Here is a 17803-nt window from a genome sequence, read left to right as displayed (position 1 = left end):
TGAACTTAATCTCTTGTTGATGTAATAACATGATATTGAGTTATTTGTATATTAAAATATACAAAAAAAAGGTGTAGAAAAGTAATTTTCCTACACCTTTTTTACTAACATTTTATCAAAGGACTTTTTCAGTGGCCTCATATTTGCAGCCTCTTTTTTATTCCCCCTAACCTCTGGTGTTTTGGCAAAGGCGGAAATCCAGCTTCTGATTTTGCATCTTCATGTTTCAATGAGCCCCGTAAGTGCCGTTAGTTTGGAAGGTCGGCGCAGGGCAAATTGATTTTTATCAAAAAATTAAGTATTCGCTTGAAAATCAATATTTTGTTTTAAAAAAATTGATTACGAAATCGATTGTAATGTTATGTTTTACTAAATCGGTCATTTTCAATTCTTTGATAATTTTGGAGACCGGGATATTATTGGTAAATTTATAAGATTATAAAAGCCATTTTATTTTAGAGCGGAAAAAAAATTACATTTTGATGCAATCAATTTTGTGGTCAAACCTATACAATAATAAATACAATAACTATGAGCAAAATTAAAGTAGGAATCAACGGATTTGGACGAATCGGCAGATTGGTTTTCAGAGTAGCGCAACAAAGAGATGACATTCAGGTAGTCGCTATCAATGACCTGATCGATGTGGATTATATGGCTTATATGCTAAAATATGATTCTACCCATGGAAAATTCGACGGTTCTGTTGAAGTTAAGGATGGTAAATTGATCGTCAATGGCAATGAAATCAGAGTTACCGCTGAAAAAAGCCCAGCAAACCTTAAGTGGGGTGAAGTTGGAGCGGATTATGTTGTTGAATCCACTGGTATTTTCCTTACCAAAGAAACTGCGCAAGGTCACCTTGATGCAGGAGCCAAAAAAGTAATCATGTCTGCGCCATCTAAGGATGATACGCCCATGTTCGTCATGGGTGTAAACGAATCCAAATATACCACTGACATGAATTTCGTTTCCAATGCCTCTTGTACTACCAATTGCTTGGCGCCTTTGGCCAAGGTATTGAATGACAACTGGGGAATCGAAGAAGGTCTTATGACCACAGTACATGCTACTACAGCTACCCAAAAAACTGTTGATGGTCCTTCGGCCAAAGACTGGAGAGGTGGTAGAGGTGCAAGCCAAAACATCATCCCTTCCTCAACAGGAGCAGCCAAAGCCGTTGGGAAAGTGATTCCTGAGCTGAATGGTAAACTTACAGGTATGGCATTTAGGGTTCCAACTCCAAACGTTTCAGTGGTGGATTTGACCGTAAGGTTGAAAAATCCTGCGACCTATGAAGAAATCTGTGCTAAGATGAAAGAAGCTTCCGAGACGACCCTAAAAGGAATTCTTGGATATACTGAAGATCAAGTTGTTTCCACAGATTTCTTGGGAGACTCTAGAACTTCTATATTTGATGCAGGCGCGGGGATCCAATTGAGCAATACTTTCGTGAAAGTAGTTTCTTGGTATGACAACGAGTGGGGTTATTCACACAAAGTTGTTGACTTATTGGCTTACATCGCCAAAAAATAATCAAAAGGGCAATGCTCTGATTTGATTTACATCCCACAAAAGCAAAATACCAGGAATTCGTCAATTTTGACAAGGACTGATTTTTGGCTTTGTGGGATTTTATTTTTTTATTCAAAGGGTTTTTAGCTTTTGGCTCGTTTTTTTCTTAATATAAGCTGTCATCCAAACTCATTACCCATGCATTCTCTCTTCCTTTGGCTTATCCTATCAGGAATGCCTATCGAACATCAATATCCTTCTGGAATTGATCAAGAAATTCTTGAAAGCGCTGCCGATTCAAGCTATTTAAAGAACAAGGTTATCCCTGAAGAAATAAAAAAACCCGTAATGCAGGCATTGTCCTATTTTCCGGAGTTAGCGGAAGTGGACATAACCTTTGCGTTTAAAGATAAAATCAGCGGATCCATCATGCAGGCACAACCCAGGATGTTTTCTTTGCTCGTGGATACCAAAGAGAACAGAAAGTATAAAATCAATATCACGAGGTATTTGGATTTTGAGGATAAAAGTATTCCCATAGAGGAAGTGCCTTATGATGCCCTAGTGGGTTGGATTGGTCATGAATTGGGGCATATCATGGATTATTTAGACAGAAGCACCACCGGGATGATGCGTTTTGGGGTCAAATACATGTTGTCTGACAAAAAAGTGATTGAAGCGGAATTGACCGCAGATGGATATGCGATCGGTTGCGGTATGGGACATCAGATTGTCGCCAATAAAAATTTCATCCTCAACAATGATAACTTCGAAGAGGCTTATAAAGATAAAATCAGGAATCTATACATGTCGCCAAGTCAAATTTTGAGTATCCAAGAAGCTTTGGGTAAATAATTGAGCTTGCGATTTTGTGAAAGAGGGCAACAAAGTTTTTCTGCTCAAATTCTCAGCACTTATTTTTCGGGAAATATTGTAAGCGATTCTGTAAGCATAGGGAACGTCATGCGTTGGATTGTTCGAAAGCAAGAGAACGGTCAGCCAGTTAATCTTTTTTTTTGCCTACGGCATCATCCAACTGGCTGAAACCAAAGAACTGTCCTGATAGCTTAAAATAGCCCTCTTGTGAAAAGCCCGATTCAGTTCTAAAAAGTCAATCGATAGAATTTTTAACCTGATGACAACAAAATGTTTTTTGGAGTTTTCTTCGACATAGTTTGCGGATTTTTGGATATCAATTTTTCCTTTTGTTCCCGGATCTGTGTCTAATCCATATAAATTCTTTCCATGGGCAGATAGGGTGTCCAAAACCTGAAATGAAACAGGATTTTGATGGTCTATCATGGCTGCTGCCCGCATCCTCACCTGACGTTGATTTTTAGGGTCGTAGAAGAGGAGAGAGGCATTTGGGTTGGAAATCAATTGCCGGTACTTTTCAGACCTGCTGTCGGTGTGGATTTCAATGGTTTTTGACGCATGATAGGCACGTCTCAGCACTACAATTCTGGATTCTGGAAAGCCATCCATTCCTGTGGTGCTCAGGCAAACAGTCCTCAAAGGGTTTTGGGGATCAGAAACTGCCGCGTGTAGCGCGTTCCAAATTTCATTTTCAAGCGAAATCAAAGATTTTTCAATCATTTTAATTCAAGGGGTTTTCCTGGTTGACCAAAGGGGTATAAGCCCTTTGGTTCTTGGAGCTATTTGGTTTCCGCATATCCTTTTGAGGGATGACAGCTATATTGATCCGATTTACAATCGCGTGATGTTTTCCTTTTTCACGTAGCCGATTTTATCTCCCCATTTGATTTCATACCAAATGTCCTTGGAGGACTTGATGATCACTCTATGGCCGGGATCTACATTCACAATCAAATTGCCACCTGCGGTCGGCCTGTCCATTATCAGGGTGGGGCTTCCCGTCACGATTCCCCTTGGTTTTCCCACGAGAAAATTGTTGGACACAAAAACCAGGATCAAAAGGACAGCTGTTGGAAGATAATATTTAGGTTTATTGGCTTTGCTTTTGAAAATCACCAAAAGTATCAGGGAGATAATCAGCAACAGCGCCAAAGCCGCAGTTATTTCTTCTCGTAGGTCTGTCAGGAATTTAAAAAAGCGATCCCTATCACTGAGATCATAGCCAACCAGATTGGTTTGTTGTGTCAATGATTTGATTTTGGTGATGACTCTTGGGTTGGGATTAACATCATAATATTTGGTCAAAAAGAAACTTGCTTTTGCAAAATCGCCCTTCCCTTCTGATATAAAAGCCATCTTCAGTAGCATCGCAGAAGAGAAAGATTCGTCTTTTTCAAGGATCTCCTCGTAACCAATCATCGCTTCTTGGTAATTCTTGCTGCTAAACAAAGAATCCGCGTTTTGAAGCTTGGATATATTGGCTTGACAATTAAAGCTTTGTGAAAAAGCGAATAAAAATATTGTAAATTTTGTAAGAAAGATTCGATTTAGGTTTGGCATTTTGAAAATGTAGGCTTAAATTTGCAGTCCAATAACGACAAAGATTAGAAAAAAAACAAGCCTTGTCAAGAAAGAGTATTGGATTGAAAAGTCACCTGAATTAATTTGGAAGGCCTTTTAAGAATGTTAAACTTGAAAATCGAAAGGGTTTTCGCATCGAAATTTCTACTTGATTCCGTAGCTCAGCTGGTAGAGCAATACACTTTTAATGTATGGGTCCTGGGTTCGAATCCCAGCGGGATCACTACAAACTCACAAGGAGTTTGCTCAAAGTATTGGAAAGTAATTGCTCGGGGTGTAGCGTAGCCCGGTATCGCGCCTCGTTTGGGACGAGGAGGTCGTAGGTTCGAATCCTGCCACCCCGACAAAACAATGGCATGGTCCTGTAGCTCAATTGGATAGAGCAACTGCCTTCTAAGCAGTAGGTTTCAGGTTCGATCCCTGACAGGATCACAATTCTTGATCCCCAAATCATAGAATTTGTATTCCAAACTCTTGTTGAAATACCAAGCAAAAATCTATTCCAACGATTTGTTTCCAGTTGTCCAATTCAATTGTGAACAATGCTGTAGAATGACAGTTTTTGTTTGGACGCCAAAAACAATTTTGCACTAGGCATGTTGTAAGAAGCCAAAGAGTGATTGAAAATCAAAAGGATTTTCAACTAAATTAATAACAATGATTCCGTAGCTCAGCTGGTAGAGCAATACACTTTTAATGTATGGGTCCTGGGTTCGAATCCCAGCGGGATCACACAATTGAAACGGATGGTTTCAATCATCTGTTTCAACAGATTTTAAAAATCTGGTAATTCATTCAAGTTCAAAAACAAAAAAGCCTTTGATTCGTCAAAGGCTTTTTTGTTTTGCTTTTTTTATTGATTTCATTCCCTCATTTACATTTTTAAATTTGTAATTCTTGATTACTTTCACTTTATTCAATTTTTGAATTTCGGAATAAAATACGAGTGACTGAACGCTAACAAATCCAACAATAAAAGATGAGTTCCCCAAAATCCGTTAACAACAAACTTAAATTCGCCATAGCCCTCACTTTTATTCTAATGCTGATTTTCGGGAAAAATTTTCTGGAGCGCAGGTATTTCAATGAACTTGGAGAAGCTTTTGTGTCCGTCTACGAGGACAGGTTGGTGGTAGAGAGCTATATTTTTTCCATTTCGGAAAATCTTTTTAGGATCAAATTGCTTGTAAATCATTGCCAACAGGAAAGTGATTACACCAATGTCCTTGCTGAGATTGTGGCATATGAAGAAAACATTCTTAAAACTGTCGATACATTTGAAAAAACAAACCTCACTACACCTGAGGATGAGTTTTTGACTAGTTTTAGAAGTATCATTGAAAATAACCTAAGAATATCTGATTATAATTTTTTGTATTCTGAAGAGACAGGAATCAACCAGAAAAAAGTGGAGGAGTACAATTCCGCTATTGAAAGAGCAATTCTTGACTTGGAAAAGCTATCCCAAATCCAAATTGAAGAAGGAAGGAAATTGGCCATGAATTCATCCAAAGTCGTAAATAAATCGAGGATATGGGCTCAATTTGAAGTGGCTGCTTTGGTTATTCTTTTGATCTTGATCTACCTTCTCATCTATACCACCCGTAAAATCAAGTCCGCCATAGAGGATGAGGAAGAGGAATATTAAGATTTTTAAGGAAGCTGTGAGAAGGTCGCCATTTCGGCCCTAGATATAATGGTCCAGTTGGAGTCACCTATGTGTCTCAAAAAGCTTGAGTTTTCCCGACTTCAAGCCCGGGAATGACTGAGAATCCGTAATCAGTAAGAAAAGCGTAGAGTCAGATTTCTAATTTAAAATCCCGCTGACCAAAGTGGCCTTTTGTTCTTTTCCATATGCATGGAGAATAGGGTTTTTTGGACCAAGTATGTCAGCGGTTTTTTTGTATCTAAAGAATTCTAGAAAACGAGCGCTTTCATATAATTTGCATTTTTTTCAGCAGCTTCCATTGGATTTGTTCCCTCAAATCGTTCTTGTTCCACGATAAAATATTTCATTCCATTGTCCATGCCTTTTCTCAGGATGTTTGAAAAATCCAAGGTTCCAGTGCCGATGAGCGTGGATCCGGTTGGTTCTGATGGATCAATACTTCCGTCTTTGTCCTTTACATGTCCCAGAGTAAACCGGTTTGGGTATTTTTGTAAGTACTGGATGGGGTCATAGCCGGCAGTCTTAACCCAATAGATATCCATTTCAAAATCCACCAATTCAGGGTCTGTGTTTTCCAGTAAATAATCCTGGGGAACCTGCCCCTCAAGATCCATAAAGGTGTAGCCATGGTTATGGTAAGCAAATCTCAACCCATTGTCCTTGCAGACTTGGCCCATTCTGTTAAAGTCATCCGCGAATTTCTTGAAATCATCCATCTTTTTCTGCGGACCGATGTAGGGACAGATGAGGTACTTCATGCCGATGGCACCTGCCTCTGCGGCTTGTTTTTCCAGGTTTTCAAAGGTGTTCGCATGAGAAGCTATAAAATCCAAGCCAAGGTCATCGGTCATGCTCTTGAACTCGGTGTTTTTCATGCCCCAAAAGATTCCTTTTCCTCCATCGAATCCTTCGATCTGTTTGTACCCATATCCTGCGATGGATTTGATGGTTTCCACGGCATTCTCCGCCATGTTCTCTTTTACCGAATAGAGTTGAAGGCCGAATGCTGACAAGGTCCCCTTTGCCGCACCAATCGCCGGTGTTACTGCGGTGCCCTCATTTTCTTTTTTTGGGGTGCAAAATTGGAAAGGAAGGAAAGCTCCCACACCCAGAGCAGTGCTCAATTGAATGAATTTTCTTCTGTTTTTCATGTTGGGTCAAATTAAAAGAGACTGCTTGAAAAGCAGTCTCTTGATTTTTAAGTTAGCATTAGAGGGCATATGCTCGGTCACCTTTTTTGTAATCGGCACATCCATCAAACCTGCCAGGCGCTTCCACGTAGCGAAGTTGTTGGGTGGCGCCAATCTCAGAGGTGAAATAACCCAAGATCGTCAGGTCTTTCAACATCCCAATCACTTTTGGCTCTTTGTCCTCACTGGTCATCGCTTTTTGGTTAAGCTCATTCAGGTATGCAGTTCTTTCTTCCTGAGTGGCTTCCATGAATTTACTCCCGTTTACTTTTTTGAAGTCGGTTTTGATCATGTTCAATCCAGAGACAAAGGATTCCTGTTGTTCACCGCTGTAGGTTTCTTTTACCATCATCACCATGAATTGACCGATACCAACAGCTTTGGCTCCTGGAGTATCTGTTGCGGGAATGATGGCTTCTCCGATCTCATCCAAGAACGATATGTCCTCTGGGGAGAATTCAAGGCCTACGATTTGATTCTCAGGGGAGCAGCCTGTCAAAAGGACATTTGCACCGACCATCGTTCCGCCCATCATCAAGACAAAGCTTTTCAATGCATCTCTTCTATTCATTGCCATAATTAATTCATTTTAAGATTATAAATTGCCCTTTTTCATTTCTTCCACAGCAAAGCTTACTGCCCTTGCTGTCAAAGCCATATAAGTCAATGACGGATTCTGTGCTGCTGCAGAAGTCATTGCGGCACCATCTGTCACGAACACGTTCTTGGCATCCCAAACCTGGTTGTTGCCATTCAACACGGAAGTTTTTGGATCCCTTCCCATTCTGGCGGTTCCCATTTCATGGATTCCTTGACCAAAAGTGTAGCCGGCATCAAAGCCCTTCACATTTTTCATTCCAGCAGCTTCCAGCATTTCCACGGCATCGTTCATCATGTCCACACGCATTTTCTTTTCATTGTCCTTGATTTCCGCATCCATTTCCAAGATGGATAAACCCCATTTGTCCTTTTCTGTAGCACTGAGTTTGATGGTGTTTTCATGGTAAGGTAGGATCTCACCAAATGCAGTTATGCCCATGCTCCAAGGTCCCGGCTCGCTGAGCGCCTCTTTCATAGGGGCTCCAAAGTTGATTTCTGCAACGTTTCTGCTCCATCCGCTTCTGCTGGCGCCACCTTGATAACCAAAACCTCTGATATAGTCTCGGGGCTGCTCGCCTTCCACATTTCGGAATCTTGGAATGTAGATCCCGTTTGGCCTTCGGCCAAAAAGATATTTATCCTCATAACCTTCCATGGTTCCGTTGGCTCCCAATCTGAAATGGTGATCCATTACATTGTGGCCCAATTCTCCGGAACTACTTCCCAAACCTTCTGGCCAGATGTCTGTGGCAGTCCGCATGAGGATGGCAGTGGAGTTAAAAGCGGAAGCGCAAAGGAATACGATTTTTGCATCGTACTCTACGGTCTGGTTGGTTTCGGAATCCAAAACTTCAACTCCCGTGGCTTTTTTGCTGTCTTTGTCATAAATCAATCTGGTGACAATGGACATTGGTCTTAAAGTCAGATTGCCCGTTTTCATCGCTGCAGGAAGCGTAGAGGATTGGGTGCTGAAATATCCCCCAAATGGGCAGCCTAACCAGCATTTGTTTCTGTATTGGCATTGAACCCTTCCTTCCAGGGGTTGGGTCAAATTGGCAACCCTACCGATGGTCATCAGTCTGGCACCTTTGTAATAGTTTTTGATTCTTTCGGCTACATCCTTTTCTACACAGTTCAAGTCCATTGGCGGTTGGAATTCTCCGTCTGGAAGAAGGGCTAGGCCATCCTTGTTTCCGGAAATACCCGCAAATTTCTCCACGTAACTGTACCAGGGAGCCAAATCCTTATATCTCACAGGCCAATCTACGGCAATTCCCTCCTTCAAATTGGCATTGAAGTCAATGTCTGACAAGCGATAGCTTTGGCGTCCCCAAAGCAGGGATCTTCCACCGACTTGGTATCCTCTAAACCAAGTGAATGGCTTTTTTTCAATGTAGGGGGAGTCTGATTCGTGTGCCCACCAGTCCAGATTCAGTTCATTCAAAACATAATCCCTTTTCAGATTGGGATGATTTTCTATCATTTCCACTGTCCTTCTGCCTCTGTGGGGGATTTCCCAAGGGGGAGTGGTGGCTGTCTTGTAATCTTTGACATGCTCCACGTTTGGTCCTCTTTCCAACAATAAGACCTTGAGTCCTTTTTCCGTCAATTCTTTTGCCGCCCAACCTCCACTGATTCCGGAACCGACAACGATTGCATCATACGATTGATTTGCCATAATTATATGTTTGTCTACTTCAAATTAATTTTTATGTTGTTTTAAGAAGGATTTCATTGCTCCATGAAGTCCCATTTGCTGCTTCTGTTGGGAAAGGGTAGGTAAATTATTTCCTTTTTCTCCAAAATCCAAATAGATTTGGATGGAATGACTTAGAGGTGAAAGAAACTTTGGATTTCCTTTTGTCATAGTCAAAGAGGTTTGATTTTTTTGGGATCTTTTTTCAATCCATTCAATCATCCCACGCCTTTTTCTTTAAATGGAGGAACGATCTTGTTTTCCCGGAATAGAAAGAAGAAAAACAGAACGGCCAATACTGCAATGCCAGAAGGAATCATCCAAATCGATTTCCAATCATGAAGTCCATCAACGCCCAGGTATAAGTCAGAAACCTCTCCGGCAATGGCAAAACCAATCAGCATACCCACTCCGTAGGTAGCAAGTGTGATCAGCCCTTGGGCCGATGACCTGAATTGAACTCCTGCTTTTGAGTTGGTGTAAATTTGTCCTGCCACAAAGAAAAAATCGTAGCAAAGGCCATGAAGGGCAATCCCGATGATGAGTAAGAACAAGCCTCCTTCTGCATCTCCGATGGCAAACAATGCATAGCGGATTACCCAAGCAATCATGCCTGCCAACAGTGTCTTTTTAAAGCCAAAGCGGCTAAAAAACATGGGAAGCAGAAGAAGGAACAAAGCCTCTGATATTTGACCGATTGTCATCTTGCCTGTTGGATCGGAAACACCAATCTCGGCAAGGAAAGGATTTGCATTTTGGTAATAGAATGCCAGAGGAATACAGATCAGTATGGATGACACAAAGAATACAGCAAAATTCCTGTCTTTCAGCATTTTTAAGGCATCCAGTCCCAAAAGGGTGGAAAGAGAAACTTTCTCCCCTTTTTTTGCTTTTGGAGGGGTGTTTGGCAGGGAAAAGCTAAACAAGCCCAGCACCAAAGACGCTATGGAAGCCATCAAAAAGGTGTTTTTGAGCATTCCAGAGGCCATGTTGTCAGCACTGTCCCAATAAAAAAGGTAGCTTATCGCCAAACCGGCGGTGATCCAACCAATCGTTCCCCAAACCCGGATTGGAGAAAATTCCTTTTCCGGATCCTTCATCTGGTTGAAAGAGACAGAATTGACCAATGCCAAAGTGGGCATGTACAAAACCATGTAAGTGAACACAAGGGGATAGAAGCTGCCAAAATCAGTGGATTGGTACATCAGATACATGAGTACTGCACCGGATAAATGGAGCAAGCCGAGTATTTTTTCCGCATTGAAATAGCGGTCTGCAATCAAACCTATAATAAAAGGAGCGATGATGGCACCAAAGGATTGGGTCGAGAATGCAGCTCCTGTTTGTGATCCAGTGGCTTGTAAATTGGTTCCTAAAAAAGTCCCTAAAGTAACGAACCAAGCCCCCCAGATAAAAAATTCAAGAAACATCATTAGGGAAAGACGGAATTTGATTCCAAAATTCATTCAAGCAGTTGGTTATAGGGTTAAAATAGGTTTTGAGGTAATCAGAAAGCCAAACTAATTGATTTTAAATTCAATATTAAAGGTTTTTCTATTAAATTTATTTTTTGCAAAATCGCCTGCCAAAACATGCCAAAATATCGCTAGGGTCTTTACCGCTCATAACTGAATACCGCAGTAGGTAAAGTAATCTATTTCGTTTTACAGGGAAATCAAACGATAAATTATCTTTCAGGAAATTTAAGGCGAAATAATAGACTTTTAAACCATTATACCGACAATAAAAATGACAATACACAAAAAACTCAAAATGGGAATGGTGGGAGGAGGTCCGGGATCTTTTATAGGAGCCATCCACAGGAGTGCTTCCCAGATGGATGGGCTTATTGAGCTGTGTGCTGGAGCTTTTAGCAGTTCACCCGAAAAATCCCGACAAAGCGGAGAGGAATTGATGCTGGACCCTTCCAGGGTTTATTCTTCTTACGATGAAATGTTCGAAAAGGAACTGGCTCTTCCTGAATCCGAACGGATAGATATCGTGAGTATCGTGACACCTAACAATGTCCATTTTGATCCCACCAAGAAAGCGTTGGAAAAAGGCTTTCATGTTGTACTGGACAAACCCATGACACTGAATTATGAGGAGGCAATGGAGTTGCATCAAATCATCAAATCCAGTGATAAGCTTTTTTGCCTTACACACACGTATACAGGGTATCCGATGATCAAGCAGGCCAAGCAAATGGTGGCCGATGGAGCGATTGGTGAAATCAGAAAAGTGTACGTAGAGTACCCCCAGGGTTGGTTGTGGAAACTCCTGGAACACGAAGACAACAAACAGGCGGAATGGAGAACTGATCCTTTGAGGAATGGCAAAGCCGGATGCTTTGGAGATATCGGGACCCATGCTTTCAATTTGGCAGAGTACGTGTCCGGGTTGAAAGTGGCCAAAATCTGTGCAGACCTTTCCATTAAGATTCCAGGGAGAATGATCGATGATGACGGAGCCATCCTAATGCGTTTTGAAAATGATGCGTCGGGGATTTTGACCGCTTCACAAGTAGACACGGGGGTGGAGAACAATCTTAAAATTAGGATTTATGGCGACAAAGGGGGCTTGGAATGGCAACAGGAGGATTGTAACTCCCTGATCGCAAGATGGCCGAATCAGCCCAGCCAGATTTTTAGGGCGGGAACAGGCTATCTCACGGCTCTTGCGAATGAAAACATCAGGACTCCAGCTGGACATCCGGAAGGATACATGGAAGCATTTGCCAATATTTACAGGAATTTTGCAAGATGCATTTATGCATTGGAAAAAGGGGAGGAGCCAAAACCAGAATGGAAGGATTTTCCTGGAGCAGAGGATGGAATCAGAGGGATGGCATTCATTGACCATGTCTTGGCATCAAATGTGTCGGAAATGAAATGGACACCCTTGGTGGTGAAATACTGAGACCGAAATTCTTTTGAATCCGGGAGGCTCTCAATCAAATAAATATGAAAAAGAAATTCAAATAATAAACCAAATCAACCTATGAAAACCATTAAAGGACCAGCGATATTTTTGGCCCAGTTTGCAGATGATAAAGCACCTTTCAACAGCCTAAAAAGTATTTGCGAGTGGATGGCAGAAATCGGCTATTACGGCGTACAAATCCCCTCTTGGGATGGACGCCTGATCGATCTTCAAAAAGCGGCCGAGAGTCAAACTTATGCAGATGAAATCAAGGGGATAGTAAACGAAGCGGGACTGGAAATCACAGAGCTTTCCACTCACTTACAAGGCCAATTGGTAGCGGTTCATCCTGCTTACAATGAACTGTTTGATGGATTTGCGCCTGCATCACTCAAAGGAGATATCAAAGGCAAGTCCGAATGGGCCACCCAACAACTGAAGTATGCCGCAAAAGCCTCTTCCAACCTAGGATTGACTGCCCACGCGACGTTCAGTGGCGCTTTGATGTGGCAGACGGTCTATCCATGGCCTCAGCGACCTGCTGGATTGGTGGAGACTGGATTTAAAGAATTGGCCAGAAGATGGTTGCCCATTTTGGATACTTTTGAGGACAATGGAGTTGATTTATGTTACGAACTTCATCCAGGAGAAGATTTGCACGATGGCATTACCTTTGAAATGTTTCTGGAGAAAGTCAACAACCATAAAAGAGCGAATATTCTATATGATCCAAGCCATTTCATCCTTCAGTGCCTTGACTATCTCCAATTCATTGACTTATACCATGAAAGGATAAAAATGTTCCATGTAAAAGATGCGGAATTCAACCCCACAGGCAAACAAGGTGTTTACGGAGGCTATCAAAATTGGATAGACCGAGCCGGAAGATTCCGATCCTTAGGTGATGGTCAAGTTGATTTTAGTGGTATCTTTAGCAAACTTTCTCAGTACGATTATGACGGTTGGGCAGTGTTGGAGTGGGAATGTGCGATCAAGCATCCAGAACAGGGAGCAATAGAAGGTGCCCAGTTTATTTCCGACCATATCATCAGGGTAACGGAAAAAGCATTTGACGATTTCGCTTCCACAGGATCAGATGAGGCTTTCAACAAAAAAATATTAGGAATTTAAACCATCAAACATAAACGAACAACACAAATGAAATTATTAAAAACCTTATCCATCGGCGTAATCGCTTTGTCTGCTTTGACCTATTCCTGCGGTGGCGGTACGGAAAAAACTTCCGAAACCACTGTCTCTACCCCAGCAGCGGCCCCAGCCAAAGTTAGTTTGGAAGACAAACACAAGGATAATCCCATTTATATCAAGGGATTGGCCAAACTTAAAGAATCAGATTGTCTAAGCTGTCACATGGTGGAGCGAAAAATCGTTGGGCCATCTTATGCTGAAGTTGCAGCAAAATATGAGAATACAGAAGAGAATGTGAAAATGTTGGCTGGAACTGTGATCAATGGGAATGTTGGCAACTGGGGTGAAGTGCCTATGCCTGCCCATCCGGCCTTAAGTCAAGAAGATGCGGAAGACATGATCCGTTATGTTTTATTGTTGAAATAAACCAAAATGTACAAACCTTTATATACAATCCTAACCGCATCGGTACTTGCATTTTCTTGCGGAGGCAATCAACAGGAAATCGTGGTCGATGACTCTGAATTTGAAGTTGTGGAAAGTGAATGGATCAGTTTGTTTGATGGTTCGACATTAAACGGTTGGGCCAAATATGGTGGAGGGGAAGTAGGAAAAGCTTGGAAAGTCCAAGATGGATCCATTTACCTCGATGCTACCAACAAAGCGGATTGGCAAACCGGAGACGGTGGAGATATTGTAACGACGGAAGAATTTGACAATTTTCACCTGAAATATGAGTGGAGAATAGCGCCAAATGGAAACAGTGGTTTGATCTTTTTTGTCCATGAAGCCCCTGAGTTCAGTTATCCTTGGCAGACCGGTTTGGAGATGCAAGTCTTGGACAATGATGGTCATCCTGACGCCAAAATCCCTACCCACCGTGCGGGAGATCTTTATGATCTGATCGAATCCAGTGAAGAGACGGTAAAACCTGTTGGTGAATGGAACTTGGCTGAAATCATTGCAGATAATGGAGAATTAGAACTGTATCTAAACGGAGTGATGGTTGTTTCCACCACGATGTGGACTCCGGAATGGGAGGCATTGGTAGCCAAAAGCAAGTTTAAGGACATGCCTGGATTCAGTAAATTCAAAAAGGGTAAAATTTCTTTGCAAGATCATGGTGACGAAGTTTGGTTCAGAAACATAGAAATCAAAAAACTTTAAAAGTACAATAAAGTGAATAGGAGGTAAGTCAGGTTTTGTAATAAAACCTTTCAATACCGACCAAACCAAAAAAAACACCAAAAGCCATCGGTTTTTGGTGTTTTTTTGGTTTGGGGTGTTGCTCAAACCGAGAAATGAACGTTAATCATAGCGGTTTTTAAAATTCACATCATTTTTATATCCTGAGATTCAGGTTTTGCCAAATGTCACCAATGGAAAAAAAACAGTCGTTTTGTTGTGTTTTTTTATTTCTATTAAGTTTGAAAAATGCAAATAAATATTGTAATTAGAATTGAAAATTGAGATGATCCTTCAATCCATGCGATGATTTAGGACAAAGTTATTGCAGACTTGGTTTCTGTTTGATAAGGAATGTTTTTACCTGACAGAATGATATTGGTTTTTTGAAGGGTCTTTTTGATTTGATTTTTGTGTTCGGATTTATTTAAACTAAAAACTATGCGAAAAATCTACAAATTTCCATTGATTCTGGCGTTGCTGATGATCGGTTCCGGAGTCTCCATGGCGCAGTACACCGTGACCGGTGTGGTGAAAGATGATCGGCGGGGAGAGCCCCTGCTTGGTGCCAACATCCTTGTGAGAAACACGACCAGGGGAACCATTACTGATTTAGAGGGCAGATTTACCATCAGCTTCGACAACAATCAGTCTGCAGTATTGGTGATTTCCTCTTTGGGCTTCCTTAGCCAGACTTTTGCGGTAAGTCCAAGCAATAACAATCTTCAGGTGAGTCTAATCGAAGATGCGACCAGCCTGGAAGAGGTAGTGATCACCGGTTTGGCCTCCTCTGTGAAAAGGTCCAACTTGGCAAACGCCGTTTCTTCCGTGTCCTCAAAAGACCTGATGGGAACGACAACTGTTCAGACCACCGATGGAGCACTGTACGGAAAAGTGGCCGGTGCTACGATCCGGTCAAATGGAGGTGCACCCGGAGGAGGAATTTCCATCCAATTGAGAGGAATTTCCAGCTTGTCGGGGGCATCGCAGCCACTGATCATTCTAGATGGGGTTTATATCAACAACTCTTTTCAAAGAAGTGGAAGAGCAACGGTTTCCGGAGCGGGTGGGGCAAATCAAGATGATGGTGCCAACAGGCTTGCCGATTTGAATCCATCGGATATTGAATCCATAGAGGTATTGAAAGGACCCTCGGCAGCAGCGATTTATGGGACCCGGGCCAATGCAGGGGTAATCATCATTACCACCAAAAGAGGCGCCGAAGGGAAAACAAAAGTCTCCTTCTCCCAGGATATTGGATTTGCACAACCCCTTAGACTATTAGGAGTAGATGACTGGAGTGAGGAGAAAATAAATTTCTTTTTTCCGGAAGCCAGAAGACCTGTGGAATTGGAAAGATTCAGACAAGGGACAAAGATTGATTATGAGGATTATTTCTACAACAACACAGCGCTGCTGTCCAATTCAAGGATTACGATCTCTGGAGGTACTGATAAAACCAAATTCTTTGTTTCCGGAAATATCAATACAGAGGATGGAACGGTGAGAAAAACAGGCTTTGACCGCTACTCCATCAGAACCAACATTGACCATAAAATATCGGACAAGATCAAATTGGGGGTTTCCTCCAATTATATCAAATCCAATACAGATAGGGGATTCACGGGTAATCAAAACAATTCGGGAGCAAGTATCGGTTACAGCATCGCCTACGTCCCCAATTATTTTGACTTGAGACCCGATGCAAATGGGATATATCCAGTCAATCCCTATTTTTCGGAAAACCCCATTGCGGTCACCGACAATGCCGTCAACAATTCAGAAGTCAACAGATTTATCCAAGCTTTCAACTTGGATATCGATTTGTTGAAAACCAATACCAGTTTTTTGAAGGCATCATTTGCCGGAGGATTGGATTTTCTGCAGAATTCCACCTTGGTGTATTTACCGGAATTTCTCCAATTCCAAAGGGGGCAGGCCAATCCAGGAGATGCTTTTTGGGGAAAGCAGGAAAGTTTCAACACGAATTTTCAGGCAGCTTTGGTTTACAATTGGAATCTGGGAAAAGTGAACATGAACTCTCAGGCAGGCCTGGTTAGATTGGATTTCAAAAACAGCTCTCTTTTCACTAGAGGGCGTGGGCTTACCCCGGGTCAAAGAAATTTGCAGCAGGCCACAGTTCAGGAAATCAACGAACAGTTCAACAGCGAAATACAAGAAGCAGGCGTCTTTTTGCAACAGGAAGCCAATTTTGATGATAAAATCATAGGTACCGTTGGGATCCGTTGGGATAAATCTACCTTAAATGGCAATCCAAATGAGTTTTATGCTTTCCCAAGGGCATCATTGGCTGTAAACATCGCCAATTTTGATTTTTGGAATTCGACAGTGGTCAATCAGCTGAAACCAAGGATTGCCTATGGTGAGACAGCGGGTCCGGTTGCTTTTGGAAGCACTTTTACACCACTTGGAGGAGCCAATATTGGAGGATTGCTGGGTTCTGTTGTTTCCACACAAATAGGCAATACCCAAATAAGACCAGAAACAGCAAAGGAACTTGAATTTGGAGTGGATGTAGGGTTTTTCAGGAACAGGGTGTCCTTAGAAGCTACCTATTACATCAAGACCACCCAAAACAACATCCAAAGCCTTAACCTTGCCCCTTCCACCGGAGTGAACACAACGCCCAGCAATGAAGCGGAACTGGAGAATAAGGGTTTTGAATTTGGCCTTTCAGGAAATGTGATCGACAAGTCCAACTTTAGGTGGTTTTCCAGGGTTTTGTACTGGCAAAACAGAGTGAATTTGACAAGGTTGGGGATTCCGACTTACATTGCCGGTGCATTCGGATCGGGATTGGGTACTTTTTTATATGCACAGGGATATGCGCCGACCACTATCGTTGGTTCTCCAGCTGACCCCAGCAATCCAGGAGGTTTTACCTTCTGGGGCAATGCCCAGCCTAAATTCAACCTTTCTTTTTACAATACCGTCAACATCGCCAGAAATCTGGAACTCTCCTTCCTTTTGGATTGGAGGCAAGGCGGTGACAATATTAACTTGACTTCTTTTCTGACCGATGGAGGTGGTACGACCAATGGATGGTTCGATGACGATGATGGGGACGGGATTCCAAATGGCAGACAAAGACCTCCTGCTCCATTCAACAATGCTGGTCGCTGGGTACAAGATGCCTCATTTATGAAAGTAAGGGAAATAGGACTTTACTATACTATCCCAAAAACAGCCATTACCAATACATTTGGTAGCTCAGTTGAGAACATCAAAATAGGTGCATCTGCGAACAATGTTTTTCTGTTTACCAAGTATAAGGGATATGACCCAGAGACCTCCACTTTTGGTGCACAGTCCGTGGCAAACAACGTAGATATCGCACCCTACCCAACCCCTAGAAGAATCTTTTTTCATCTAACGGTTGATTTTTAATCACTTAAACCT

The 17803-nt window shown here is 42.0% G+C and carries 14 protein-coding genes and 4 tRNA genes; 12 read left to right on the top strand and 6 right to left on the bottom strand.

Going from position 1 to position 17803, the window contains the following annotated elements:
* The first annotated feature begins 531 nt into the window (after nt 1–531).
* Together gap and Q7J63_RS16315 are read left to right on the top strand one after the other, a co-directional pair.
* Entirely contained in the window at nt 532–1536 is a 1005-nt protein-coding gene (gene gap / locus Q7J63_RS16320) for a type I glyceraldehyde-3-phosphate dehydrogenase (RefSeq protein WP_019598075.1), read from the top strand.
* A 177-nt stretch (nt 1537–1713) separates the two neighbouring features.
* A complete protein-coding gene (locus tag Q7J63_RS16315; RefSeq protein ID WP_304887656.1) occupies nt 1714–2370 on the top strand; it encodes a hypothetical protein in 657 nt (218 codons plus the stop codon).
* A gap of 165 nt (nt 2371–2535) precedes the next feature.
* Here the strand turns inward: Q7J63_RS16315 and Q7J63_RS16310 are convergent, their stop codons facing one another.
* A complete protein-coding gene (locus tag Q7J63_RS16310; RefSeq protein ID WP_304887653.1) occupies nt 2536–3111 on the bottom strand; it encodes a pyridoxamine 5'-phosphate oxidase family protein in 576 nt (191 codons plus the stop codon).
* 111 nt (nt 3112–3222) lie between these two features.
* Nucleotides 3223–3951, bottom strand: a complete 729-nt coding sequence (locus tag Q7J63_RS16305; RefSeq protein WP_019598072.1) for an SH3 domain-containing protein — start codon at nt 3949–3951, stop codon at nt 3223–3225.
* Nucleotides 3952–4122: 171 nt separating this feature from the next.
* Between Q7J63_RS16305 and Q7J63_RS16300 the strand changes: the two genes are divergently transcribed.
* The 5 genes from Q7J63_RS16300 (at nt 4123) to Q7J63_RS16280 (ending at nt 5620) form a co-directional block, all read left to right on the top strand.
* Nucleotides 4123–4195 (top strand) — tRNA-Lys (locus Q7J63_RS16300).
* Between the two features lie 47 nt (nt 4196–4242).
* Nucleotides 4243–4316 (top strand) — tRNA-Pro (locus tag Q7J63_RS16295).
* A 14-nt stretch (nt 4317–4330) separates the two neighbouring features.
* Nucleotides 4331–4404 (top strand) — tRNA-Arg (locus tag Q7J63_RS16290).
* Nucleotides 4405–4631: 227 nt separating this feature from the next.
* Nucleotides 4632–4704: transfer RNA gene (locus tag Q7J63_RS16285), tRNA-Lys, on the top strand.
* A gap of 247 nt (nt 4705–4951) precedes the next feature.
* Nucleotides 4952–5620: an MCP four helix bundle domain-containing protein gene (locus Q7J63_RS16280; protein ID WP_304887651.1), complete on the top strand. Its 669-nt coding sequence runs from the start codon at nt 4952–4954 to the stop codon at nt 5618–5620.
* A gap of 269 nt (nt 5621–5889) precedes the next feature.
* Here the strand turns inward: Q7J63_RS16280 and Q7J63_RS16275 are convergent, their stop codons facing one another.
* The 4 genes from Q7J63_RS16275 to Q7J63_RS16260 all read right to left on the bottom strand — a co-directional run bounded on the left by Q7J63_RS16275 (nt 5890) and on the right by Q7J63_RS16260 (nt 10593).
* Nucleotides 5890–6792 carry a sugar phosphate isomerase/epimerase gene (locus Q7J63_RS16275; protein WP_304887649.1) on the bottom strand — a complete coding sequence of 301 codons (903 nt, stop codon included), beginning with the start codon at nt 6790–6792 and terminating at the stop codon, nt 5890–5892.
* Nucleotides 6793–6850: 58 nt separating this feature from the next.
* Nucleotides 6851–7408, bottom strand: coding sequence for a gluconate 2-dehydrogenase subunit 3 family protein (locus Q7J63_RS16270; protein WP_304887647.1), 558 nt, complete (start codon nt 7406–7408; stop codon nt 6851–6853).
* Between the two features lie 18 nt (nt 7409–7426).
* Nucleotides 7427–9109 (bottom strand): GMC oxidoreductase, encoded by a 1683-nt coding sequence (locus Q7J63_RS16265; RefSeq protein ID WP_019598067.1) that lies wholly within the window; start codon nt 9107–9109, stop codon nt 7427–7429.
* 236 nt (nt 9110–9345) lie between these two features.
* Nucleotides 9346–10593 carry a nucleoside permease gene (locus Q7J63_RS16260; protein ID WP_304887645.1) on the bottom strand — a complete coding sequence of 416 codons (1248 nt, stop codon included), beginning with the start codon at nt 10591–10593 and terminating at the stop codon, nt 9346–9348.
* 283 nt (nt 10594–10876) lie between these two features.
* Here Q7J63_RS16260 and Q7J63_RS16255 point away from each other — a divergent pair, with 283 nt between their 5' ends.
* From Q7J63_RS16255 to Q7J63_RS16235, 5 genes are all read left to right on the top strand, one after another.
* Nucleotides 10877–12046, top strand: coding sequence for a Gfo/Idh/MocA family protein (locus Q7J63_RS16255; protein ID WP_019598064.1), 1170 nt, complete (start codon nt 10877–10879; stop codon nt 12044–12046).
* Nucleotides 12047–12127: 81 nt separating this feature from the next.
* Nucleotides 12128–13180, top strand: a complete 1053-nt coding sequence (locus tag Q7J63_RS16250; RefSeq protein WP_304887643.1) for a sugar phosphate isomerase/epimerase — start codon at nt 12128–12130, stop codon at nt 13178–13180.
* Nucleotides 13181–13207: 27 nt separating this feature from the next.
* Entirely contained in the window at nt 13208–13624 is a 417-nt protein-coding gene (locus Q7J63_RS16245; RefSeq protein ID WP_019598062.1) for a c-type cytochrome, read from the top strand.
* A 6-nt stretch (nt 13625–13630) separates the two neighbouring features.
* Entirely contained in the window at nt 13631–14365 is a 735-nt protein-coding gene (locus Q7J63_RS16240; RefSeq protein WP_019598061.1) for a DUF1080 domain-containing protein, read from the top strand.
* A gap of 459 nt (nt 14366–14824) precedes the next feature.
* Nucleotides 14825–17791 (top strand): SusC/RagA family TonB-linked outer membrane protein, encoded by a 2967-nt coding sequence (locus tag Q7J63_RS16235; RefSeq protein ID WP_304887640.1) that lies wholly within the window; start codon nt 14825–14827, stop codon nt 17789–17791.
* The last annotated feature ends 12 nt before the right edge of the window (nt 17792–17803 follow it).

Origin of the sequence: Rhodonellum sp. (assembly GCF_030656585.1) — a bacterium.
Lineage (GTDB): Bacteria > Bacteroidota > Bacteroidia > Cytophagales > Cyclobacteriaceae > Rhodonellum > Rhodonellum psychrophilum.
The sequence above is the reverse complement of the archived record's forward strand: the minus strand, read 5'-3'. Positions and strand labels throughout refer to the sequence as shown.